23 protein-coding genes are annotated in these 23,035 nt (G+C 46.5%); 17 read left to right on the top strand and 6 right to left on the bottom strand.

From position 1 onward, the window contains the following. The first annotated feature begins 1 nt into the window (after position 1). The 16 genes from tsf (at position 2) to B7Y67_RS03255 (ending at position 14,802) form a co-directional block, all read left to right on the top strand. Positions 2-880, top strand: a complete 879-nt coding sequence (tsf, locus tag B7Y67_RS03330; protein WP_293597350.1) for a translation elongation factor Ts — start codon at positions 2-4, stop codon at positions 878-880. Between the two features lie 189 nt (positions 881-1,069). Next, a complete protein-coding gene (gene pyrH / locus B7Y67_RS03325) occupies positions 1,070-1,780 on the top strand; it encodes a UMP kinase (protein WP_215374847.1) in 711 nt (236 codons plus the stop codon). 11 nt (positions 1,781-1,791) lie between these two features. Then, positions 1,792-2,352: a ribosome recycling factor gene (gene frr / locus B7Y67_RS03320; protein WP_293597349.1), complete on the top strand. Its 561-nt coding sequence runs from the start codon at positions 1,792-1,794 to the stop codon at positions 2,350-2,352. Between the two features lie 30 nt (positions 2,353-2,382). Beyond that, positions 2,383-3,156: a polyprenyl diphosphate synthase gene (gene uppS / locus B7Y67_RS03315; protein ID WP_293597348.1), complete on the top strand. Its 774-nt coding sequence runs from the start codon at positions 2,383-2,385 to the stop codon at positions 3,154-3,156. A 17-nt stretch (positions 3,157-3,173) separates the two neighbouring features. Continuing rightward, positions 3,174-4,001, top strand: coding sequence for a phosphatidate cytidylyltransferase (locus B7Y67_RS03310; RefSeq protein WP_293597347.1), 828 nt, complete (start codon positions 3,174-3,176; stop codon positions 3,999-4,001). Continuing rightward, positions 4,001-5,191, top strand: a complete 1,191-nt coding sequence (gene ispC, locus B7Y67_RS03305; protein WP_293597346.1) for a 1-deoxy-D-xylulose-5-phosphate reductoisomerase — start codon at positions 4,001-4,003, stop codon at positions 5,189-5,191. Before B7Y67_RS03310 ends, ispC begins: the two co-directional genes overlap by 1 nt. 12 nt (positions 5,192-5,203) lie before the next feature. After that, positions 5,204-6,337, top strand: coding sequence for an RIP metalloprotease (locus B7Y67_RS03300; protein ID WP_293597345.1), 1,134 nt, complete (start codon positions 5,204-5,206; stop codon positions 6,335-6,337). A gap of 56 nt (positions 6,338-6,393) precedes the next feature. After that, positions 6,394-8,682, top strand: coding sequence for an outer membrane protein assembly factor BamA (gene bamA, locus B7Y67_RS03295; RefSeq protein WP_293597351.1), 2,289 nt, complete (start codon positions 6,394-6,396; stop codon positions 8,680-8,682). Between the two features lie 18 nt (positions 8,683-8,700). Next, positions 8,701-9,228 carry an OmpH family outer membrane protein gene (locus B7Y67_RS03290; protein WP_293597344.1) on the top strand — a complete coding sequence of 176 codons (528 nt, stop codon included), beginning with the start codon at positions 8,701-8,703 and terminating at the stop codon, positions 9,226-9,228. Positions 9,229-9,233: 5 nt separating this feature from the next. Next, positions 9,234-10,289 (top strand): UDP-3-O-(3-hydroxymyristoyl)glucosamine N-acyltransferase, encoded by a 1,056-nt coding sequence (lpxD, locus tag B7Y67_RS03285; protein WP_293597343.1) that lies wholly within the window; start codon positions 9,234-9,236, stop codon positions 10,287-10,289. Between the two features lie 51 nt (positions 10,290-10,340). Further along, positions 10,341-10,790 (top strand): 3-hydroxyacyl-ACP dehydratase FabZ, encoded by a 450-nt coding sequence (fabZ, locus tag B7Y67_RS03280; protein ID WP_015421422.1) that lies wholly within the window; start codon positions 10,341-10,343, stop codon positions 10,788-10,790. After that, on the top strand, positions 10,790-11,587 hold the full coding sequence (gene lpxA, locus B7Y67_RS03275; protein WP_293597342.1) for an acyl-ACP--UDP-N-acetylglucosamine O-acyltransferase: 798 nt from the start codon (positions 10,790-10,792) through the stop codon (positions 11,585-11,587). The genes fabZ and lpxA overlap by 1 nt, the downstream gene beginning before the upstream one ends. Positions 11,588-11,596: 9 nt before the next feature. Further along, positions 11,597-12,799, top strand: coding sequence for a lipid-A-disaccharide synthase (lpxB, locus tag B7Y67_RS03270; protein WP_293597341.1), 1,203 nt, complete (start codon positions 11,597-11,599; stop codon positions 12,797-12,799). Beyond that, complete coding sequence (gene rnhB, locus B7Y67_RS03265; protein ID WP_293597340.1) at positions 12,796-13,386, top strand: ribonuclease HII; 591 nt, start codon at positions 12,796-12,798, stop codon at positions 13,384-13,386. The genes lpxB and rnhB overlap by 4 nt, the downstream gene beginning before the upstream one ends. A gap of 11 nt (positions 13,387-13,397) precedes the next feature. Next, entirely contained in the window at positions 13,398-14,222 is an 825-nt protein-coding gene (locus tag B7Y67_RS03260; protein ID WP_293597339.1) for an RNA methyltransferase, read from the top strand. 46 nt (positions 14,223-14,268) lie between these two features. Beyond that, positions 14,269-14,802 carry a hypothetical protein gene (locus tag B7Y67_RS03255; protein ID WP_293597338.1) on the top strand — a complete coding sequence of 178 codons (534 nt, stop codon included), beginning with the start codon at positions 14,269-14,271 and terminating at the stop codon, positions 14,800-14,802. 9 nt (positions 14,803-14,811) lie between these two features. On the opposite strand, the gene B7Y67_RS03250 is transcribed toward B7Y67_RS03255, so the two are convergent. Next, a complete protein-coding gene (locus B7Y67_RS03250; protein ID WP_293597337.1) occupies positions 14,812-15,639 on the bottom strand; it encodes a pyruvate, water dikinase regulatory protein in 828 nt (275 codons plus the stop codon). A gap of 106 nt (positions 15,640-15,745) precedes the next feature. On the opposite strand from B7Y67_RS03250, the gene ppsA reads away from it, so the two are divergent. After that, a complete protein-coding gene (gene ppsA / locus B7Y67_RS03245; protein ID WP_293597336.1) occupies positions 15,746-18,148 on the top strand; it encodes a phosphoenolpyruvate synthase in 2,403 nt (800 codons plus the stop codon). 84 nt (positions 18,149-18,232) lie between these two features. Here the strand turns inward: ppsA and B7Y67_RS03240 are convergent, their stop codons facing one another. From B7Y67_RS03240 to smpB, 5 genes are all read right to left on the bottom strand, one after another. Then, the gene (locus B7Y67_RS03240) at positions 18,233-19,126 is read right to left on the bottom strand and encodes a proteasome-type protease (RefSeq protein ID WP_293597335.1); all 894 of its coding nucleotides are present in this window, start codon (positions 19,124-19,126) and stop codon (positions 18,233-18,235) included. A gap of 61 nt (positions 19,127-19,187) precedes the next feature. Beyond that, on the bottom strand, positions 19,188-19,985 hold the full coding sequence (locus tag B7Y67_RS03235; RefSeq protein ID WP_293597334.1) for a transglutaminase family protein: 798 nt from the start codon (positions 19,983-19,985) through the stop codon (positions 19,188-19,190). 8 nt (positions 19,986-19,993) lie between these two features. Next, positions 19,994-21,001, bottom strand: a complete 1,008-nt coding sequence (locus B7Y67_RS03230) for an alpha-E domain-containing protein (protein WP_293597333.1) — start codon at positions 20,999-21,001, stop codon at positions 19,994-19,996. Positions 21,002-21,016: 15 nt separating this feature from the next. Then, positions 21,017-22,429, bottom strand: coding sequence for a circularly permuted type 2 ATP-grasp protein (locus B7Y67_RS03225; protein WP_293597332.1), 1,413 nt, complete (start codon positions 22,427-22,429; stop codon positions 21,017-21,019). Between the two features lie 119 nt (positions 22,430-22,548). After that, entirely contained in the window at positions 22,549-23,001 is a 453-nt protein-coding gene (gene smpB / locus B7Y67_RS03220; RefSeq protein WP_015421400.1) for an SsrA-binding protein SmpB, read from the bottom strand. Between the last annotated feature and the right edge of the window lie 34 nt (positions 23,002-23,035).

Here is a 23,035-nt window from a genome sequence, read left to right as displayed (position 1 = left end):
AATGGCCGCTATTACCGCTGCAATGGTTGGCGAGTTACGCGCCAAGACTGATGCTCCGATGATGGAGTGCAAAAAAGCATTGACTGAAGCTGATGGCGACATGGCTCGTGCAGAAGAAATTCTGCGTGTAAAGCTCGGTAGCAAGGCTGGTAAAGCAGCCTCTCGTGTTACTGCTGAAGGTATTGTTGCTTCAGCGATTAATGGCACTACAGGTAGTTTGCTTGAAGTGAACTGCGAAACTGACTTCGTTTCAAAAAATGATGATTTCCTGGCGTTTACACAAGCCTGCGCTAATCTGATTTCTGAAAAGAATCCAGCTGACGTTGCTGCATTACTTGCATTGCCAATGAACGGTCAAACCGTTGATGAAGTTCGTAGCGCCTTAATCGGTAAGATCGGCGAGAACATCATGCCGCGTCGCTTCAAGCGTTTTGCTGGTAGCAATAAGTTGGTTTCTTACCTCCACGGTACTCGTATCGGTGTTATGGTTGAGTTCGAGGGTGATGAAACTGCAGCTAAAGACGTAGCAATGCACATTGCTGCAATGAAGCCAGTGGCTTTGTCGATGGCTGATGTTCCTGCTGAAGCCATTGCTGTTGAGCGTAGCGTTGCCGTTCAAAAGGCTGCTGAATCTGGCAAACCACCAGAAATCGTTGAGAAGATGGTTGAAGGTTCCATTCAGAAGTACCTCAAAGAGGTTTCTTTGTTGAACCAAACTTTCGTTAAAAACGACAAGCAATCTGTTGAGCAAATGCTCAAGGCCGCTAACACCACAATCAAGGGTTTCACCATGTTTGTTGTGGGTGAGGGCATTGAGAAGCGTCAAGACGACTTTGCGGCTGAGGTTGCTGCTCAGGTTGCCGCTGCTAAAGGTGCTTAATTAGCCCCAAAACTGCTGGGCCTACCCAGTAAGGCTGTAATACCCAAAAGGGCGTGGAAATCTCGGTTTCTATGCCCTTTTGTTTGATCTGTGCCAAGCCCTTTATAATTTGGACAAGATATTAAAAAGTACTTAAAGATCAATAAGCTAAGCAAGAAAACTGCTTGGCAAATTACGGAAAATAAAACAATGCCAGCCTACAAACGTGTTCTCTTAAAACTCTCTGGTGAAGCCCTTATGGGGGATGATGCTTTCGGTATCAATCCAGTCACTATTGATTCCATGGTGAAAGAAATTGCCGATGTAGTGAATAGCGGCGTTCAGTTGGCTATCGTGATCGGTGGCGGAAATATTTTCCGCGGTGTAGCGGGTGGCGCAGCCGGCATGGATCGTGCAACAGCTGACTACATGGGCATGCTGGCCACCATGATGAACTCCCTTGCACTACAGGATGCTTTGCGCCAAAAAGGTGTTGAAGCTCGCGTCCAGTCTGCTTTGAGAATGGATCAAGTGGTTGAACCTTACATTCGTCCTCGTGCGATTCGTGCATTGAGCGAAGGCAAGGTCGTTATTTTTGCCGCAGGTACCGGTAATCCGTTCTTTACTACCGATACTGCAGCTGCTTTGCGTGGCGCTGAGATGGCTGCAGAGATCGTTCTAAAGGCCACTAAGGTGGATGGCATTTATAGCGCCGATCCAATGAAGGACCCAACAGCCACTCTTTACAAAACAATTACTTTTGATGAAGCAATCATCAAAAACTTGCAAGTGATGGACGCAACTGCCTTTGCATTGTGTCGTGATCGTAAATTACCAATCAAAGTATTTTCAATTCTCAAACCAGGTGCATTAATGCGTGTGGTTCAGGGTGAATCTGAAGGCACTTTAGTACACGTTTAATAGGAGGCTTGATGTCCGCAACAGAAATTAAAACCACTACCGATCAAAAGATGCAGAAGTCTCTTGAGGCTTTGAAGTCCAATTTGGCGAAAATTCGTTCTGGCCGTGCAAACCCAGGAATTTTGGAGCACATCCAGGTGGATTACTACGGTAATCCAACCCCATTGAGCCAAGTTGCTAGCTTAGGTTTGGCTGATGCTAGAACGATTAACGTCCAACCATTTGAGAAAACCATGGTCGGCGCAATTGAGAAGGCGATTCGTGATTCTGATTTAGGTCTCAATCCAGCATCACAGGGTACAGTGATACGTGTACCAATGCCAGCATTGACTGAAGAGCGTCGTCGTGATTTGACTAAAGTAGTGAAGAACGAAGGTGAGGATGCAAAAATCGCCGTACGTAATTTGCGTCGTGATGCCAATGAGCACCTCAAGCGCCTCACTAAAGATAAAGAAATTTCTGAGGATGACGAGCGTCGCGCTACTGACGACATTCAGAAGATGACTGATCGTACGGTTATTGAGATCGATAAGATCGTCTCTGAAAAAGAAAAAGAGATCATGACGGTTTAATCGTCAGACTCATTTCTTATTATTCGTTTCATGACACAGCACACTAGCTCTACCTTGATTATTCCGGAGGTTAGGGCTATTCCTCGTCATGTTGCCATCATCATGGACGGTAACGGACGCTGGGCTAGCAAGCGCTTTATGCCGCGGGTTGCCGGACATTCAGAAGGGCTTGGCGCTGTTCGTAAGATTGTTCAAGAGTGTCGTCGTCTTGGCGTTGAATATCTCACCGTGTTTGCTTTTAGCTCTGAAAATTGGCGTCGCCCACCGGAAGAGGTGGGCTTTTTAATGAAGCTGTTTTTGAAGTCATTAAAAAGTGAAGTCTCTCGTCTTGCTGAAAACGATATCTCTTTGCGCCTAGTGGGTGACTTGAGCCGTTTTGATTCTGCGATTCAAGAGATGGTGCAATTCTCTGAAGAGAAAACAGCTGGCTGCAAAGGACTCACTTTTACGATTGCGGCTAACTATGGCGGCCGCTGGGATATCTTGCAGGCGATACGTCAATGTTTAGCTGCCAACCCTGGCTTGAAGCCCGAACAAGTCTCCGAAGAATTATTGCAAGCCCATCTATCAATGGCTTATGCACCAGAGCCTGATTTATTTATTCGTACCGGTGGCGAGCAACGAGTGAGCAACTTCTTATTGTGGCAACTAGCCTATACCGAGTTGTATTTCACGGATATCCTTTGGCCTGATTTTGATGAAGCCGAATTACACAAGGCTTTCGATTGGTTTAGTCAGCGCGAGCGTCGCTTTGGGCGCACGAGTGCTCAGTTGGCTTCTGAGCCATTGAGCGACGCAGTTTAGTAATCCACATCCCTCTTATGTTAATAACTCGAATCATTACTGCCACTATCTTGATGGCAGTGCTATTGCCTATTTTGTTTTTATTGCCACCAATCTATCTGGGCATATTTTTCCTCATCGCATTGCTTGCTGCCGCTTGGGAGTGGAGTCGCATGATTGCTCCAGGAGCTAAGAAATCTGCCTGGCTTTATGCTGTTTTTTGCTTGGTCATTATTTTATTTTTGCTGGGTATGCAGGCAATCGCATGGCAGTTCTCTTTGCTGATGATGGCGGTCTTATTTTGGTTTTTTATAGCACCATTCATTTTGTTAAAAGGGATGAACCTTTCTTTAGAAAAGTTCAAAGCTTTTTACAGCATTCTGGGCTTGATCATTCTTCCGGCGACTTGGTTCGCCTTAGTTTTCTTACGTGAGCTCGGTTTAGTCTTCTTATTAAGCAGTATGGCTTTAGTTTGGGTTGCTGATATTGGAGCCTACTTTGTTGGTAAGGCGTTTGGTAAACACAAGCTGGCAGTTCATATCAGTCCGGGGAAGTCGATTGAGGGCGCTGTAGGCGGCCTATTTCTTTGTTATGTCTATGCATTCTTATGTGTCACGTATTTACCGCTAGGTGATACATTATTTGGCGCTTGGGCTATCCGATTTGGCTGGGTGCCAATGTTTGTGATGGTCACAGTATTGGCGGCTTTCAGCGTCTTCGGAGATTTGTTTGAGTCTCAGTTAAAGCGCCTAGCTGGAGTTAAAGATAGTAGCCATCTGTTGCCTGGCCATGGTGGCGTGCTCGATCGTGTTGATGCGCTCATACCAACAATGCCAATTGCCGCTTTATTAGCTGGATTGATTTAATGTCTCCAAAACAGGTTGCCATCCTAGGATCCACTGGATCGATTGGTGTTAACACCTTAGATGTAATCCGTGCTCATCCTGAGCGTTTCAAAGTGGTGGCTTTGACAGCTGCAAAACAAGTGCAACGTTTAGCTGAGCAGTGCATTGAATTTAATCCAGCCATTGCAGTGGTAGCCGATGCCGATGGTGCTACCGAACTAAGTCGAATCTTGCAAGAAAAAAAGCTTACTACTCAGGTTCTCTACGGACCGCAGGCATTAGTTGAGGCTGTAACCGAGTCTGGATGTGACACTGTCATGGCGGCGATTGTGGGGGCGGCCGGTCTAGTGCCCGCTCTAGCTGCAGCACAAGCAGGTAAGAGAGTATTGCTCGCCAATAAAGAAGCGCTAGTGATGTCGGGCAATTTATTTATGCAGGCGATGAAGGCGGGGGGCGGTGAACTGCTCCCTATCGACAGTGAGCACAATGCAATCTTCCAATGTCTGCCAGATCGCTTTACCAAAAATCCATCCGAGCATTTGGGTGTTGAAGAGCTGTGGTTAACCGCCTCTGGTGGCCCATTCAGGGATAGATCGCTTGCAGATTTAGCAAGCATTACTCCTGAGGAAGCTTGTGCCCACCCAAACTGGGTAATGGGTAGAAAAATTTCAGTTGATTCGGCGACGATGATGAACAAAGGTCTAGAAGTGATCGAAGCCTATTGGTTGTTCGGTTTGCCTCTAGAAAAAATTAAGGTTTTGATTCATCCGCAGAGCGTTGTGCACTCGATGGTGCGTTATCGCGATGGCTCAGTGCTGGCGCAAATGGGTCAGCCTGATATGCGTACGCCAATTGCTTATGGCCTGGCTTGGCCTGATCGTATTGATGCTGGTGTTTCTCCCTTAAATCTGACTCAGTTGTCTGGTCTTAGCTTTACGGAACCCAATTTTGCTCAATTTCCTTGTTTGAGTTTAGCCTTTGCTGCTGCAAAAGCAGGAGCTACTGCTCCCGCTATATTGAATGCTGCCAATGAAGTTGCTGTTGCAGCTTTCTTAGATGACGGCTTACCTTACTTAAAGATTTCGGATGTTGTTGAGCACTGTTTGAATACCTTACCTCCGGTTTCAGCAGATTCTTTGCAAACCATTCTTGAGGCTGATGCTCTTGCCCGTCAGACCGCGAATCAGTTCATTCGCGCACTTCAGAATTAAATTGGTAGATTTGTGCAGGCCTTAATTACGCTTGGCGCATTCTTAGTCACACTGGGTGTATTGGTGAGCTTTCATGAGTACGGCCATTTTTTGGCGGCTCGTTTATGTGGAGTTAAGGTACTTCGATTTGCCTTGGGATTTGGTAAACCACTTTTTACTTTTCACGCCCGCAATGGTACCGAGTGGGTGCTCGCCTCTATTCCTCTGGGTGGCTACGTCAAACTGCTCGATGGTCGCGATAGTCAGCAAGCCATTCCAGAAAAAGAACGTTCTGAATCATTTGATGTAAAGCCTCTTTGGCAGCGTTCTTTGATCGTAGCGGCAGGACCCTTTGCCAACTTCCTGCTGGCAGTTATTTTATTCTCTGTACTTTACGTATCGGGCGTGCCTCAGTTGCCTGCTCGACTCCAAACTCCGCTTGAACAATCAGTTGCTGCAAAACTTGGAGTAGCGGTAGGGGATCAAGTCATTGGATGGCAATCCCTCTCATCCGACTACAGTGGTGCCCCGATTCTGGAGGATTTTGATACTGTTTCAAGTTGGAATGCCTTGCGTTGGCTTTTATTGGATGCGCTTACTGAGGGGCAGGGTTTTGCTTTGGAGATACAGGATATCTCTGGCGCTCGCCATGTTAAGTCCTTTAGACAGGGTGATTTACCCCCAGTTACACCAGAATCTGACCCATTTCAAGCACTAGGCTTGCTTCCCCAGGTCAGCCCACCCTCAGAGTGGAAAGAGCTTAAATTAGGCCCTATTGATGCCCTAGGTTTTGCCGGTCAGCGAGTTTATTTGATAAGCAAGGTCTCCATGAGGCTAATGCTGGGTTTATTTACCGGCAAAACAACCCTAAAACAGCTGGGCGGGCCTTTGAGCATTGCGGATATGGCAGGGAAGTCTGTCCAAGTCGGCTGGCAGCCATTTGTGTCCTTCTTAGCCCTCATGAGTATCAGTATTGGACTCTTGAATTTAGTGCCTTTACCAATGCTAGACGGGGGTCAGCTCCTGTATGATGCATGGGAGTTGGTTGTTGGTAAGCGAATGTCAATATCCGCGCAGGAAAAGCTCCAAAAAGTGGGTTTTTTGCTGCTGATATCTCTTTCCTTGCTAGCCTTGTTTAATGATTTGCAACGCTACCTTTCACCTTGAATTTTTTGACCTCTTCTCTCCGCTCCGTAGCTCGATTTGTTGCTCAAGTCGCTTTCATTTTTGCGGCTAGTTTCTGCATTAACGCGCAGGCAGCTGATCCATTCGTTATCAAAGATATTCGAATAGAAGGTTTGCAGCGAGTGGAGCCGGGAACTGTATTTAGCTATCTGCCAGTTCAGGTGGGCGATTCTTTTACAGAAGAGAAGAGTGCTGAGGCCATCAAGGCTTTGTACAGCACCGGCTTTTTCCGAGATGTACAAATTCAGGCTCAAGGTAACGTCCTGATCGTCATTATTGAAGAGCGCCCAACAATCTCTCGCATCGAATTTACTGGGATGAAAGAGTTTGACCAGGAAGTGGTACGTAAATCCTTAAAAGCAGTGGGTGTAGCAGAAGCTCGCTTCTATGACAAAGCTTTAATTGACAAAGCTGAGCAAGAGCTCAAGCGTCAGTATGTCGGTAAGGGCATGTATGCAGCTGAGGTAGTTGCAACTGTTACCCCAGTGGAGCGCAATCAAGTAGCGATTTATTTCAATATTGATGAAGGCCCTGTGGCCAAGATCCAAGAGATTAATTTCATCGGTAACAATGTCTTTAGCGAAAGTACGCTCAAAAGCCAAATGCAGTTAAAAACGGGTGGCTGGCTTTCTTGGTACAGCAAGGACAATTTGTACTCCAAGCAAAAGCTCACGGCTGACTTAGAGAACATCCGCTCTTACTACCTCAATCGTGGTTACCTCGAATTTGTCATTGAATCCACTCAGGTTTCCATTACCCCGGACAAAAAAGGCATCTACCTCACGATTAGTATTCGCGAGGGTAATAAGTTCACAGTAAAAGATGTCCGCTTAGCAGGTGAATTATTGGGCAAGGAAGCTGAGTTGATTCAGCTAGTAACTCTCAAGCCGGGGGACACCTTCTCCTCCGCTAAGTTGACCGAGAGTACCAAGGCGATTGCAGAAATTTTAGGTTCGTATGGTTATGCGTTTGCAACCATTAATCCGCAGCCAGATATTCGTCGCGATCTGAGTGAAGTTGATTTAACACTCGTGGTGGATCCAGGACGTCGCGTCTATGTGCGTCAAGTGAATGTCACTGGAAATGCCAAGACTCGAGATATGGTTATTCGTCGTGAGATGCGTCAGTTCGAAAGCTCCTGGTTCGACAGTGAAAAAATTGACCTGTCTAAAAAACGTTTAGGTCGATTGGGTTATTTCACTGAGACTGATGTTTCTACGCAAGATGTCCCTGGATCTCCAGATCAGGTTGACGTGAACGTGAAGGTGGCTGAAAAGCCAACTGGCGCGATTACCTTAGGTGCTGGTTTCTCATCTACCGAGAAGTTGATTCTCTCTGCCGGTATTAACCAGGAAAATGCCTTCGGTACAGGTACCGCAGTGGGCTTGAATTTCTCTCTCGGTAAGATTAATCAAAGTTTGGCCTTGTCAAACTACGATCCTTACTTCACGGAAGATGGCATTAGCCGCTTCACTGATTTGTACTATCGCTCATCCAAACCGCTGTATTACACCGGCGATCCAGATTATCAAATCAAGTCTGTTGGTAGCAATATTAAGTTTGGTGTTCCTTATACCGAGGTGGATCGAGTCTTCTTTGGTACCGGATTTGAGGTATTCCAAATTCAATCCAGTATTAATACGCCAACACCGTACTTAAACTACATGCAGGACTACGGCATTGCTGCCCCTGGTTACCCTGCGACACTGAATACTTATAACGTTCCAATCACAATCGGTTGGTCACGTGATGGTCGCGATAGCGCACTGATTCCATCATCAGGATCTTTGCAACAACTGAATGCTGAAGTTGGAACACCAGTCGGCAACATGATGTTCTATCGTCTGTTTGGTCAGTATCAAAAATATCACTCCTTCTCAAAGGGCAATATCCTGTCCTTTAACGGTGAAGTTGGTTATGGTGAGGCTTACGGCAAGTACCCATTCCCAATTACTAAAAACTACTATGTTGGTGGTATTGGATCGGTTCGAGGCTATGCCCCTGGATCGCTAGGACCTACCTACGTCAATACCTATACTGGCTTGAATCAGCCTACCGGCGGTCAGTCTAAAATTGTTAGTAACGTTGAGTACACCGTCCCTGTTCCTGGATCTGGCGTTGATAAAACCTTGCGCGTATTTGGTTTCGTGGATGGTGGTAATGTCTATAACGAAAATATCAATCTCGTCTTGCGATATTCTTATGGCTTAGGTTTATCATGGATATCACCACTGGGCCCACTAAAGTTCAGCTATGGTATTCCGATCAAATCATTGCCAACGGATAATGTGCAGCGTTTGCAGTTCCAGGTCGGTACAGCGTTTTAATTGTTTAAGGAAAGTTTTATGAAGCTTCATCAATCTTCTAAATGGATTCAATACGGCTTAATAGCTGTGTCATCAATGATTGCTTTGCCGCAGGCATTTGCTCAGGATGCTGGAACACGAGTTGCAGCTGTGAACGTTGAAAAGGTATTCAACGAATCCAATATGGCCAAAGCAAGCCAGACCAAATTACAAAATGAATTTACAAAGCGCCAGTCTGAAATTCGCGATAGCGCTGAAAAAATTAAGTCCGCTGCTGAAAAATTAGATCGTGACTCAGCAGTAATGCCTGAGGCAGAGCGTTTGCGTCGTCAACGTGAGTTGGCAGATCAAGACCGCGAATTGCAACGCAAGCAACGTGAGTACACAGAAGATCTGAATCAGCGCAACTTCGAAGAGCGCGCCAAGATTGCTGAAAAAGCCAATCAAGCCCTCAAGCAAATTGCTGACCAAAGAAAAATTGATGTCATTATTCAAGATCCAGCCTATGCCAATCCAAAGGTTGATGTTACTGATGATGTCATCAAGGCTTTGAATAGTCTCAAGTAAGTTTTATGCCCACCGCCATCGAGCTGGCCGAACAGTTTCAACTAAGCTTGGTGGGGGATGGCTCCCTCGCGCTTCAGGGTCTTGCTCCACTCGAGCGAGCCCAGTCTAGCCAAATCTCCTTTCTTTCCAATCCACTGTATCGCCAACAGGCTAGTGATAGTTCGGCGGGTGGATTGATTGTTAGCAAAGCGGATTTGGATTTTCTTCAAGCGAACCCTAGCAGTACCTCAGCTGGGCGGGTATATTTTGTTTCCAAGAATCCATACGCTACTTTTGCCAGAATGGCGCAGCACTTTTCTAGGGTTTCAGTCCCTGTTTATGTACCTGGAATCCATCCAAGTTCAGCCATCGATTCTTCTGTAAAGCTTCCTACTTCCTGCCATATTGGACCATTTGTACAAATCGGCCCTGGCGTGAAATTGGGCGAGCGTGTCACCTTATTAGGCAATACTTCAGTTGCTAGAAATTCTACTATTGGCAGTGACACTTTAATTTACCCAAATGCCTCTATTTATTCAGAGACTATTATTGGTGAGCGATGCATTATTCATAGCGGTGCTGTGATTGGTGCGGATGGTTTTGGTTTTGCGCCTGACTTTTCGTCCACGGGGGGTGAGTGGGTCAAGATCCCTCAAACGGGTGCCGTGGTTATTGGTAATGATGTTGAAGTTGGTGCATCAACCACAATCGATCGTGGCGCCATGAGCGATACCATCATAGGCAATGGAACGAAGATTGATAACCAAGTGCAAATTGCGCACAACGTAGTAGTTGGTAGCTGCTGTGTGATTGCCGGTTGTGCTGCGATCTCAGGAAGCACCAAGATTGGTAACTTCTGCATTATTGGTGGTGCAGCCAACTTTGCTGGACATCTCACGATTGCAGACAGAACAACGGTGTCTGGTAACACCTCAATTATTCGTTCTATTTCCGAGCCGGGTCAGCATTACACGGGTGTTTATCCATCCATGCTGCATAGTGCTTGGGAGAAAAACGCTGCGATTCTGCGCGGTCTCGATAAAATACGCCAACGCTTACGATTATTAGATAAGTCTAAATAAACTCATCAGCATTTTAAAAAAATTTAAATACTTTATTCAGCAGGTAAACACATGAGCAAACCCATCGCTATCGACATCAATCAAATTTTGAAGTTGTTGCCACATCGCTACCCATTCTTATTGGTTGATCGTGTTCTAGAGATTGAGCCTCGTCAAAGTATTACCGCCTTGAAGAACGTCACGATGAATGAACCGTTTTTTCAGGGGCACTTTCCTGATTTTCCGGTAATGCCGGGTGTTTTAATTATTGAGGCACTTGCTCAAACTGCTGCCCTTCTCACTTTTTCGGAAGTCCGTGAAGAGAATGCTATTTACTACTTTGCTGGTATTGATGGTGCTCGCTTTAAGAAACCAGTATTGCCTGGCGATCAGCTGATCATGACGGCTAAGCTAGAGCGTGAACGCGCTGGCATCTACAAGTTTCAAGTGCAGGCTACTGTTGATGGTGAGCTTGCTGCTGAGGCGAATATTACTTGTGCTGTTCGTACGAAAGGTGCGTAATGACTCGGATTCATGCATCCGCTGTAGTTGATTGCAAAGCTGAGATCGCTAGCGACGTAGAAATTGGCCCATATTCTGTTATTGGCCCAAACGTCAAAATTGGTGCTGGCAGCAAGATTGGCTCACATACTGTGATCGAGGGTTACACCACGATCGGCAAAGAGAATACCTTTGCGCACTTTGCTGCTATTGGTGGCGCTCCCCAGGATATGAAATACCGTGGCGAGCCTACCCAATTGATTATTGGTGATCGCAATACGATTCGTGAGTTCACTACCATTCATACGGGTACATCTCAGGATGAAGGTATCACCAGAATTGGTGATGACAACTGGATCATGGCTTATGTACATATTGCCCATGATTGCCAAATCGGTAACCATACTATTTTCTCGAGTAACGCACAAATTGCCGGTCATGTGAAGGTGAGTGATTGGGCGATTATGGGTGGCATGTCTGGCGTGCATCAATTTGTCCGCATAGGTCAACATGCTATGTTGGGCGGTGCTTCTGCATTAGTGCAAGATATTCCGCCATTTGTGATTGCGGCTGGAGATAAGGCTTCTCCACACGGCATTAACGTGGAAGGTTTAAAGCGTCGCGGTTTCTCAAGTGAAACGATTTCTGCATTGCGTCAGGCGTATAAGGTTCTCTACAAAGATGGCCTGAGTTTCGAAGAGGCAAAGGTAGAGATTCAGAAGATGGCACTCGCTAGCGCATCTGATGCCGCTACCGCAGAAAAGCTGACAGAGTTCCATGACTTTATTGCCGCCTCTACGCGCGGCATTATTCGCTAGAGTAAATCAGTGTCCAAACTTGCTTGTGTTGCCGGAGAACCTTCGGGTGACTTACTGGCTGCGCCAGTATTAAGCGCACTAAAGCAGATCCCCGATACCTCCAGGTTGGAGGTCTACGGGATTGGTGGTCCCCGCATGCAGGCAGAAGGTCTGCGCTCAGATTGGCCAATGGAGACACTTAGTGTTCGCGGTTACGTTGAGGCAATCAAGCAATTGCCTGCTATTCTCAAGCTACGAAAAGAACTCATTGCCAATTTGCTCGGCGAAGGACGCCCTGATGTCTACTTGGGTATTGATGCTCCAGATTTCAATTTAGGGGTTGAGTTAGCTTTGCGCAAAGCCGGTATTCCAACCTTACATTTTGTTTCACCATCCATTTGGGCTTGGCGAGCAGGGCGCATTACGAAGATTAAGCAGGCAGTAGAACGCATGCTCTGTATCTTTCCCTTCGAAACTGAGATTTACGAACGTGCTGGCATTAGTGCGACTTATGTTGGACATCCGCTAGCAAGCGAGATTCCATTGGAATCCAACCCAGCGGCTGCTAAGCAGAAAATTGAAAAAATCTTAAACCTGCCTGCTAATACATTAAATGGAATTGTGGTTTCCGTTCTCCCTGGTAGTCGCGGTTCTGAGATTGAGCTCATTGCGCCAGTCTTTTTTGAAACGATTGCAGAGCTTGTGAAGCGCATGCCAGGACAATTCCTACACTTTGTAGTTCCAGTTGCAACCCCACGACTGCGTGAACCGCTTGAGACTTTGCTCAAAAACGCTCTGGAGAAAAATCCAAGCCTGGATATTTATTTGATCGATGGTGAGGCTGATGCTGTTCTTGAGGCTGCTGATGTCGTGTTGATTGCCAGCGGCACAGCTACATTACAGGCGGCACTTTGGAAAAAGCCCATGGTGATTTCTTATAAGGTGCCCTGGTTGACTGCGCAGATCATGAAACGACAGGGCTACTTACCTTATGTTGGTTTACCGAATATCCTTTGTGGCGAGTTTGTTGTCCCAGAGCTTTTGCAGGATGATGCAACCCCAATAAAGTTGGCTGATGCCTTATTGGCCTGGCTAAATAACCCCAGCAAAGTTGCCCAACTAAAAACACGTTTTGCAGCGATGCATGAGACCCTGCGTAGGCCCACGGGGTTATTGGTAGCGCAGGCCGTGGCACAAACGATTACTGCCGCTAAAAATCGGACTACTGTGTGAGCCTAATTTGGGTATGTGGTGTTGATGAGGCAGGACGCGGCCCATTAGCGGGGGCGGTTGTCGCTGGTGCCGTCGTTCTCGATCCCGGTAATCCTATTGCTGGATTAAAAGATTCTAAGAAGTTATCAGCTGCAAGACGCGAGTTTCTATTTGAGCAAATTCAACTCAAGGCGAAGGCTTGGGGTCTTGGTGAGGCGAGTCCAATTGAGATTGATGAAATTAATATTTTGCAAGCGACAATGTTAGCAATGCGCCGTGCTATTGAAGATCTCACCTCACGTTTAGGTGCTTGGCCTGATAAGGCGTTAATTGATGGCAATCGCTGCCCTGAACTTCCCATATCAGCTGAGGCTATCGTTAAGGGCGATACCAAAGAGCCAGCGATTTCAGCAGCATCGATTCTGGCTAAGGTGACGCGTGATCGTCAAATGATGGCTTTGCATGAACTCCATCCGCAGTATGGCTTTGCGCAGCACATGGGTTATCCAACAGAAGCGCATTTCGCTGCCTTAAAAGAATTTGGCACCTGCGATCAACATCGTCGCAGCTTTTCACCGGTTCGCAATGTGCTGGCACTGCATAGTTGATAATCCCATCTATGAAAATTGAATTTATCAGCTCAAAAGACAATTCCCTGTTTAAGGAAATTCGTCAACTACAAGCTACCGGCCCTAAAGGTCAAAAGGCTCGATTTGCTTGTGGCCAGGCTTTGCTTGAAGGAATTCATTTGGTGCAAACCTGGGTAGGCAATCCAGCACTCAAGACTATAATGACATCTGAATTGGGCTTGCAGAATCCAGAGATCGCCCAAGCGGTTTATGACCATTTTGAAATTTGTCCCGAGACTCGCGTTTATCAATTGGATAAAGGCCTCTGGGATTTACTATCTGACTTAGTCAATGCTCCGCAAATTGCGGGATTGCTAGATCTCCCTGAAACTGCATTAAATCCTCAAAATTCGGTTGCTACGATTGCTGGTGATGTGATTATTTTGGATCGCATTCAAGATGCAGGTAATGTGGGCTCTATATTGCGCACCGCTGCTGCGGCTGGCTTCACTCAAGTAATTGCATTAACAGGTTGCGCTCATCTGTGGTCTAGCAAAGTATTGCGCGCCGGTATGGGTGCTCATCGATTACTTGATCTTTATGAAGGTTGGTCAACTCAGCAAGTGCTTAGTGCTGTAACTGCGCCTTTGCTGGCGGCTACCGCTGACGGTGAGTTAGATCTCTTCAATATGGCCAAAGTATTAACGCATCCCGTTGCTTGGGTAATGGGAAGTGAAGGGCAGGGTGTTTCTGAAGGCCTGATGGCTCAAGCTAAAGGCGTATCAATCCCAATTGATCCTAGAGTTGAATCTCTCAATGTTTCTACAGCAGCAGCCATCTGCCTATTTGAGACTGTGCGAGTTAGGCGCGGTTAGCTGATTACTCAGGTAGTATTACTCACACCATATTTTTTAGGATTGAATGAGCTTCCAATACGACAAAAGGTTTTTAATATCTGGCCTCATTATGTTGGTGCTTGGGCTTGTAGCACCAATCTACTCGCCGTATGCATTAGCCAAAATTGGCCTCTTGCAGGCTCACTTAATTGGAGCAGTACAAGCTTTAGTATTTTTTTCTTTCGCTTGGATGTGGCCTCAACTATCCCTCCCGAAATTTACCAAAGTCATTGCCACTTTCTCCCTCTACGTCTCTTTATGGGCTAACTGGATTGGCACTTTGTTTGTCGGCATTTTTGGCGCTGGAAAAGAGCAATATATTGTGAATCAAGATCTTGTTCCAGGCGCCACGGGCTTTTGGAATACAGCAACCCTATTGCTGATTAATCTCTCTCAGTTGGCTGTATTGGCGGTGATATTGGCCATCGTTGGTTTTCTGGGATGGGTCTGGACAAGCAAAAAAGAGCGAGTCACTAACGTCATCTCCTTGATGTTGCTGATAACTCTGCTGTTAATCAGCCTTTTCCAAACCTTTAATCCAGAATTTTCAAACGGATAAACAGGTTTTTTAACCTAAGATTGTTTTATCCGACTTAATGGATTGCAATACCGTAGTAGCAATCTCTTCAATCGATTTGCTGGTTGTAGCCACCCAAGGAATGGATTCCTTTTTCATCATAGCGGTAGCTTCATTAATTTCGTAGCGGCAGTTTTCTAGCTTGGCATAGTTGCTACCAGGGCGTCGCTCATTGCGAATCTCTGACAAACGCTCGGCATCAATCATTAAGCCAAAAATCTTATTGCGGTAGGGGATTAAATCCTTGGGTAACTGCCCACGTTCAAAATCCTCGGGTATCAGAGGGTAGTTGGCCGCTTTCATGCCATATTGCATTGCCAAGTAAAGACTGGTTGGCGTTTTACCCACTCGGGAGATACCAACCAAAATGACATCAGCTTCCGCCAGGTTGCGGTTTGACTGCCCATCATCGTGGGCTAGGGAGTAGTTAATAGCCTCAATCCGGTTTTTATAGGCTTCGGTATCCGCATTGTGGTGCAGGCGGTTCATGGCATGGGTCGATTTGACACCTAGGGCTTGCTCCAAGGGTGCTACAAAAGTCTGGAACATATCCAGAATCAAGCCATTAGCCTTACCGACAATCTTGTTGAGCTCGGGATTCACCAAAGTGGTGAAAACTATGGGTTTTACCCCATATTTAGAGGCCGCCTGGTTGATGCTAGAAACGGCGTCATGGGCTTTTTCAGGACTATCTACAAAAGGCACCCGAATATGCTTAAAAGTGGCCTCAAATTGAGCCAAAATCGACTGACTGAAGTTCTCGGCGGTAATTCCAGTGCCATCAGAAACGATAAAAACAATACGGGTTTGGGTAGACATGAGGTTGGCCTAAAAGTCGTGGTCAGCACTACAATATGTAGTTAATGAAGTATGCCGTATTTTATTCGGCCGCTCGACCAGTTTCCTTATCTTTAGAGAGTATTTTATGTCCAACCAACAGCAACAAAGTAACGATGTAGCAAATGCCTATGTTTTGCCTTTTGAGCAACTCCGAATGACTGACGTTGAATCAGTCGGCGGTAAAAATGCCTCACTCGGTGAAATGATTTCTCAGTTGTCCTCCACGGGTGTTCGTGTGCCTACTGGATTTGCAACTACCTCATTAGCATTTCGTGATTTCTTAGAGCACAATAATTTAACCGAGCGCATTCAGAAGCGTTTGGAAAATCTCAACATTGATGATGTGCGTGCACTGGCTGAGGCTGGTAAAGAAATTCGTGGCTGGATTGAAACTGCTCCATTTCAAGCGCGTCTTGACAAAGAGATTCGTACGGCATTTAAAAAATTAGATGACTCTGGCAACGGTTCTTTCGCTGTGCGCTCTTCTGCAACTGCTGAAGACTTGCCTGATGCTTCATTTGCTGGACAGCAAGAAACCTTCTTGAACGTTGAAGGCATTGATGATGTTCTGAAAAAGATTCGTGAAGTATTTGCCTCCTTGTATAACGACCGTGCGATTTCTTACCGCGTTCACAAGGGCTTTGCTCATGCTGAAGTAGCCTTATCTGCTGGTATCCAGCGCATGGTTCGCTCTGACTTGGGTGCAGCTGGTGTGATGTTTACTCTAGATACTGAATCTGGATTTGAGGATGTAGTCTTCATCACTTCTAGCTATGGCTTGGGTGAGACAGTGGTACAGGGTGCAGTGAACCCAGATGAGTTCTATGTATTCAAAACTACTTTGGCGCAAGATAAGAAAGCGATTATTCGTCGTTCATTAGGCTCTAAGTTGATTCAGATGCAGTTCGCCCCAGCAGGCTCTGCTGAGAAGGTCATGACTGTGGATGTGGCTCCAGAAAAACGGAATCGCTTTTCATTGGAAGATGCTGACATTACTGAATTAGCAAAATACGCCGTCATTATTGAGAAGCATTACGGGCGTCCAATGGATATCGAGTGGGGTAAAGATGGTCAAGATGGCCGTATTTACATCCTGCAAGCACGTCCAGAGACGGTGAAGAGTCAGGCTGCTGGCCAGGTGGAAATGCGTTACAAACTCAAGGGCACCTCTAAGGTTCTTGCTAAAGGCCGTGCGATTGGTCAAAAGATTGGTGCGGGCCCAGTTCGGGTGATTCGTGATCCAAGCGAGATGAATCGTGTACAGCCAGGCGACGTTTTGGTTGCCGATATGACTGACCCTAACTGGGAGCCGGTTATGAAGCGCGCTTCCGCGATTGTGACCAATCGTGGCGGTCGTACTTGTCACGCGGCAATTATTGCCCGTGAGTTAGGTGTTCCTGCGGTGGTGGGTTGTGGTGATGCGACTGAGCATCTGCAAGATGGCATGATGGTTACTGTCTCTTGTGCAGAAGGCGACGAAGGTCATATTTACGATGGTCTGATTGAAACTGAAGTGACTGAGGTTTCTCGTGGCGTATTGCCAGAAATTCCGGTGAAGATCACCATGAATATTGGTAATCCTCAGTTAGCCTTTGATTTCTGCCAAATCCCAAACGCTGGTGTTGGTTTGGCTCGCCTCGAGTTCATCATCAATAACTACATTGGTGTGCATCCCCGTGCTGTATTGGAGTACCCAAACATTGATCCTGATCTCAAGCGCGCTGTAGAAAGCGTCGCTCGTGGCTATGCAAGCCCACGTCAGTTCTACGAGGATAAATTGGTTGAGGGTGTAGCAACGATTGCTGCTGCTTTCTATCCAAAGCCTGTGATTGTGCGTTTATCTGACTTTAAGTCAAACGAGTATAAGAAACTCATCGGTGGTTCACGCTATGAGCCGGACGAAGAGAATCCAATGCTTGGTTTCCGTGGCGCATCCCGTTACGTATCAGCAGATTTTGGTGAAGCCTTTGCCTTAGAGTGCGCTGCGATGAAGCGTGTTCGTGAGGACATGGGCCTGGATAACGTTGAGATCATGGTGCCGTTTGTCCGCACCATTAAGCAAGCTGAGCGCGTGATCGACATGATGGCGAAGTTTGGTCTCAAGCGTGGCGTTAATGGCCTGCGTCTGATCATGATGTGCGAGATTCCTTCCAATGCGATTTTGGCTGATCAATTCCTTGAGCATTTTGATGGATTCTCAATCGGTTCAAACGATATGACTCAGTTAACGCTGGGTCTGGATCGTGACTCCGGTATGGAATTATTGGCAATTGACTTTGATGAGCGCGATCCTGCAGTTGAGTTCATGATTGCCCGCTCTATTGATGCTTGCCGTAAGCAAAACAAATACGTTGGTATTTGCGGTCAAGGTCCTTCAGACCACCCAGACTTTGCACGTTGGTTGGTTGCCAAGGGCATTACTTCAATCTCCCTCAATCCGGATAGCGTTGTAGCTACTTGGGAAATGTTGGGCAAGAAAGAAGCGTAACTTACCCTCGCTAATTATTACTAGCGAGATGTAAAAAGGCCTAGATGCAAATCTAGGCCTTTTGTTTTGTGGTGAGTAAGCGAACTAGCGCTTCGCTTTTGCCACTACTTTTTTCTTAGGGATGGATTTAGCAGTTGTCTTGGCAGTTGTCTTAGCAGGCGCAGCCGCCTTCTTTACGGCGTTGCTATTGCGATGAATCGGTACTGCACCCATCTTCTTAGCGGGTGATGCAATCGAGCGCGAAGGAGTTGTACCAGACCAGCTAGGTTCTGCAATCGAGTTAAATGCAGAGCGTAATTTCTCGCCCCACAACTGGTGAATCATTTGGAAGTAGGGGTTAGACTCATCCATGGTGACCAACTTGCTAGCCTGTAATGAATTCTTTTCATAAACCAATAAATCTAGCGGCAAGCCAACAGAAATATTGCTGTTTAGAGTGGAGTCCATGGAGATTAGGGCGCACTTAGTGGCTAAATTGAGCGGAGTGTCAAAGGTAATGACCCTGTCTAAGATTGGCTTGCCGTATTTAGACTCTCCGATTTGGAAGTAACAAGTCTCAGGCGTAGCCTCAATAAAGTTACCGGCCGAATAGATATTGAAGAGCCTTGGGCGCTCACCCTTAATCTGCCCACCAAAGATCAGATTGCAATTGAAATCAATGCCTGCCTTTTCTAGTGACTTGTGATCTCGGTCGTAAACCTGTTTGATGGCATCACCAATGACAGCAGCTGCATCGTGAGTGCTTTCGACATTCCAGAGATTTTTCCCATTGAGGAGCTCGCCTTGTAGCAAGATTTCTTTAACCGCTTGAGTAATGGCAAGGTTGCCGGCGCTCATGAGAGTAAAAAATCGATCTTTATCCTTTTGGAATAAAGACATCTTTCTGAAGGTGCCAATTTGATCAACGCCCGCATTGGTGCGAGTGTCAGATAAAAATACCAAGCCATCTTTTAGGCAAAGCCCAACGCAATACGTCATCCTGCAGCCCCTTTAATTATTTCTTTGAATTATCTCTTACTTGGCTTTATGAAGGGCTGCTTTACTTGACTTCGATAATCGATATGCTGGCGCTTAACTCTTCACCACCTCCGCCAGAGCGAACACCCTTAACCGGTGCCGCTGAGTAGTAATCTCTGCCAATCGCCAGGCGAACGTGGCGGGCATCAGTAAAGCAAGCGTTGGTAATATCGATACTAAGCCAAAGCCCTTTATCGATATCTGCGCAGAAATCAATCCAGGCATGGCTTGCCAGGTTTGGTGAATCCTCAGCAAAAAAGTATCCGCTGACATAGCGAGCCGGGATGCCCGAGACGCGACACAGGCCGAGCATGATGTGTGCATGATCTTGGCAAACACCGGATTTCATGGCAAAAGATTGAGCGGCGGTGGTTGCTGAACTCGTTTGCCCTGGGAAATACAAAATAGTTCCTTGAACTGCTGCCGCTAATTCTAGAACCTTATCAATCGAATTTGTCTTGGGCAGAGAGGCTGAAAAATACTCCAGCATTTCTACAGTCGGTTCGGTTAAATTAGTTTGCTGTAGGAGGTGATAGGGAGAGACTGCCTTGGCATCATCCCTAAACTCAAAGGCTGCTTCAGTATGAACCTCACCTTCAGCCTCAATCATCATTGAGGTGTATGAGCTCTCTTGAACAAAAACACTGTACAGATTTCCAAAGGCGTCGAGTGATGTGCTTGCCTTAATCGGCGTGCTGACTTTCCACTTTTCAATAGTTTGACCAGCTACATCAGGAGGCGTGAGACGTAACTCTTGAATGGAGTAACGCACTGGCGTTTCATAACGGTATTCTGTGCGGTGACGAATCTTCAGGTGCATGGTGATCTTTAAGCTACGGCTAATGGTATGAGGTAGGCATTACTGAATTCATCAGCAATATGATTGATGCGCTCTAAGAACTCTTCAATGAACTCCTCCAAGCCTTGCGAGAAGACCTCATCAATATCGGAATAGTCTAGGCTTGCCTTGAGCTTGCCAAGCAGGCGTTCAATTTCTTTGGATTGCTGATTCTTCATCTCTGCAATCAGGGGAATGAGCTCATTGACGCAGCACACTAATGAGCGCGGCATTTGCTTATTAAATATGAGGAGTTGTGCTACTTGCTTAGGAGTGACTTGATCAGAATAGATCTGCCGATAGATCTCAAAAGCAGATACAGAGCGCAGGAGGGCAGCCCAGTGATAAAAATCAAAGAAGTCGCCATCAGCCCCATCAATCACTTCAGCGACCTCACCCTCAACTGCTTTACCTTTTTTGTCAGTGCGCAATACCTTTAGCGCAGCCTGACCTTCATATTTAGTTTCTAAGATACGCGCAGTGTTATCGGCTCTCTCCAGCAGGGTACCGACATTCATAAAGTAGAAAGCTTCATTCTTGAGCATGGTGCCATGCATGACGCCCCTAAATAGGTGACAGCGATGCTTCACCCATTCTAGTAATCTACTGGGGTCAGCTTGATTACGGGCCTCTAGAATGCGTTGCAACTCCAGCCAAGTGGTGTTCTGGGTTTCCCATGCTTCAGAGGTAATTTTTCCCCGAATAACGCGGGCATTCTCACGAGCGGCAAATAAGCAGGACACAATGCTGGAAGGATTGCTAGTTTCATAAATCATGAAATCCAATACATTCTCACGAGTCACCACATCGTATTTCATCAAGAACGATTCTTCTAGCTTGGAAATCGTGAGCAACTTCTTCCAGCTTTGCTCTAAAAATTCTGCGGGCTGTGGGAGTAGGGAGGTTTGGTGGTTGACATCCAACATACGTGCAGTGTTTTCTGCTCGCTCTGTATAGCGGGCCATCCAGTAAAGGCAATCAGCGGTACGACTCAACATATGTACTTATCCCTTTTATTCTTCTAGAACCCAAGTGTCCTTGGTACCGCCACCTTGCGAGGAGTTCACGACTAAAGAACCTTCTTTAAGGGCGACCCGTGTAAGGCCGCCTGGAACCATCTTGATTGTTTTGCCGGACAAAACAAATGGGCGCAAATCAATATGGCGGGGTGCAACGCCAGATTCAACAAAAGTCGGGCAGGTAGACAATGCCAGTGTTGGCTGCGCGATGTATTTATCTGGATTGGCAATCAGATGCCCTCGGAATTCTTCAATCTCTGCTTTGGTGGATGCTGGCCCAACCAACATGCCATAGCCACCAGCACCATGCGTTAACTTCACCACCAATTTTTCTAAATTGGCTAAGGTGTAGGCAAGATCGTCTGGCTTGCGACATTGGAAGGTTGGCACATTGTTAAGAATGGGTTTCTCACCCAAGTAGAACTCAATCATGTCAGGTACGTAAGGGTAGATAGACTTGTCATCCGCAATACCGGTACCAATTGCGTTGGCTAAAGTCACATTACCCGCGCGATGCGCAGAGAGTAATCCAGCAACGCCTAATGTTGAATCGGAGCGGAATGCAAGTGGATCCAGGAAATCATCATCAACGCGGCGATAAATTACATCCACACGTTCAGGGCCTTGGGTAGTACGCATAAAGACTTGCTCATTCTTCACAAACAAATCTTTGCCCTCAACCAATTCAACACCCATTTGCTGAGCCAAATAGCTATGCTCAAAATAAGCGGAGTTGTACATGCCTGGTGTGAGTACTACGACATTGGGTTTCTTGATGTCATCTGGTTTGACAGACTTTAAGCACTCCAATAAAAAATCCGGATAGTGCTCGACAGGTGCAACCCGATATTTTTGAAACAGATCTGGGAAGAGTCGCATCATCATTTTGCGATCCTCCACCATATAAGAAACGCCAGAGGGAACGCGCAAGTTGTCTTCTAGAACGTAGAACTCGCCTTCACCAGCACGCACGATATCGATTCCGGCGATCTGGGCGTAGATGTCTCGTGGAACATTGACGTTACGCATCTCCGGACGATATTGCGCGTTGTTATAAATCTGCTCGGCAGGAATGATTCCGGCTTTGATAATTTCTTCTTGGTGGTAGACGTCATAAATGAAGCGATTAAGCGCTTTAACCCGTTGACGTAAGCCAGCCTCTAATTGCTCCCATTCTTTGGCAGTAAAGATGCGCGGGACTTGATCGAAGGGGATGGTTCTCTCGGATCCAAGATCATCTCCATAGACCGCAAAGGTAATGCCCACTCGTCGGAAGATGAGATCGGCCTCTGCGCGCTTGAGACCCATGAGGGTATCGCTCTGCTGCTTTAGCCAGTTATGGAAGACTTGGTAATGGGGACGCGCTTTTCCGCTGGCGTCGAGCATTTCATCAAAAGGCAATTTCATAGTTACAAAATAACGCCTTTGGGTGTTTAAAAAACTGAGGGATGGAGCAGCTTGGTGCTCTATGCACTTTATTGGTGCATTAATTCTGCACTTTAATAGCTATGGACTTGTTTATCCAATTAAGCGTTGAGATCGCCCCTAGCAATTCTTCCCTTTTGGACTTCCCATTCACGCTCTTTAGTTGCTGCGCGTTTGTCGTGCTGTTTCTTGCCTCGGGCTAGCCCAATCTCACACTTCACATTGCCTTTGGAAAAATGCAGATTTAATGGGACGAGGGTGTAGCCCTTTTGCTCAACTTTGCCGATGAGCTTTTTAATTTCAATTGCATTGAGCAGGAGTTTGCGGGTACGGGTACTGTCGGGAACAATATGGGTAGAAGCCGATAGGAGTGGGGTGATGTGACAGCCAATCAGGAATAGCTCCGCCCGACGGATGACAACATACGCTTCTTTAATGTGGACTCGACCAGCACGAATGGCTTTTACTTCCCAGCCTTCCAGAACCAGTCCTGCCTCGAACCGTTCCTCGATAAAATAATCGAAGAAGGCTTTTTTGTTATCGACGATACTCATATTTATTTAGCTTCTCAAGATCGATTATGGCAGA

Source organism: Polynucleobacter sp. 35-46-11 (assembly GCF_002281105.1).
This window is presented reverse-complemented; position numbering and strand designations above follow the sequence as displayed.

Bases quoted from the DNA above. Each gene is read 5' to 3' on its own strand.
- tsf (WP_293597350.1), top strand. From the start codon at position 2: ATGGCCGCTATTACCGCTGCAATGGTTGGCGAGTTACGCGCCAAGACT.
- pyrH (WP_215374847.1), top strand. From the start codon at position 1,070: ATGCCAGCCTACAAACGTGTTCTCTTAAAACTCTCTGGTGAAGCCCTT.
- frr (WP_293597349.1), top strand. From the start codon at position 1,792: ATGTCCGCAACAGAAATTAAAACCACTACCGATCAAAAGATGCAGAAG.
- uppS (WP_293597348.1), top strand. From the start codon at position 2,383: ATGACACAGCACACTAGCTCTACCTTGATTATTCCGGAGGTTAGGGCT.
- B7Y67_RS03310 (WP_293597347.1), top strand. From the start codon at position 3,174: ATGTTAATAACTCGAATCATTACTGCCACTATCTTGATGGCAGTGCTA.
- ispC (WP_293597346.1), top strand. From the start codon at position 4,001: ATGTCTCCAAAACAGGTTGCCATCCTAGGATCCACTGGATCGATTGGT.
- B7Y67_RS03290 (WP_293597344.1), top strand. From the start codon at position 8,701: ATGAAGCTTCATCAATCTTCTAAATGGATTCAATACGGCTTAATAGCT.
- lpxD (WP_293597343.1), top strand. From the start codon at position 9,234: ATGCCCACCGCCATCGAGCTGGCCGAACAGTTTCAACTAAGCTTGGTG.
- fabZ (WP_015421422.1), top strand. From the start codon at position 10,341: ATGAGCAAACCCATCGCTATCGACATCAATCAAATTTTGAAGTTGTTG.
- lpxA (WP_293597342.1), top strand. From the start codon at position 10,790: ATGACTCGGATTCATGCATCCGCTGTAGTTGATTGCAAAGCTGAGATC.
- B7Y67_RS03260 (WP_293597339.1), top strand. From the start codon at position 13,398: ATGAAAATTGAATTTATCAGCTCAAAAGACAATTCCCTGTTTAAGGAA.
- B7Y67_RS03255 (WP_293597338.1), top strand. From the start codon at position 14,269: ATGAGCTTCCAATACGACAAAAGGTTTTTAATATCTGGCCTCATTATG.
- B7Y67_RS03250 (WP_293597337.1), bottom strand. From the start codon at position 15,639: ATGTCTACCCAAACCCGTATTGTTTTTATCGTTTCTGATGGCACTGGA.
- ppsA (WP_293597336.1), top strand. From the start codon at position 15,746: ATGTCCAACCAACAGCAACAAAGTAACGATGTAGCAAATGCCTATGTT.
- B7Y67_RS03240 (WP_293597335.1), bottom strand. From the start codon at position 19,126: ATGACGTATTGCGTTGGGCTTTGCCTAAAAGATGGCTTGGTATTTTTA.
- B7Y67_RS03235 (WP_293597334.1), bottom strand. From the start codon at position 19,985: ATGCACCTGAAGATTCGTCACCGCACAGAATACCGTTATGAAACGCCA.
- B7Y67_RS03230 (WP_293597333.1), bottom strand. From the start codon at position 21,001: ATGTTGAGTCGTACCGCTGATTGCCTTTACTGGATGGCCCGCTATACA.
- B7Y67_RS03225 (WP_293597332.1), bottom strand. From the start codon at position 22,429: ATGAAATTGCCTTTTGATGAAATGCTCGACGCCAGCGGAAAAGCGCGT.
- smpB (WP_015421400.1), bottom strand. From the start codon at position 23,001: ATGAGTATCGTCGATAACAAAAAAGCCTTCTTCGATTATTTTATCGAG.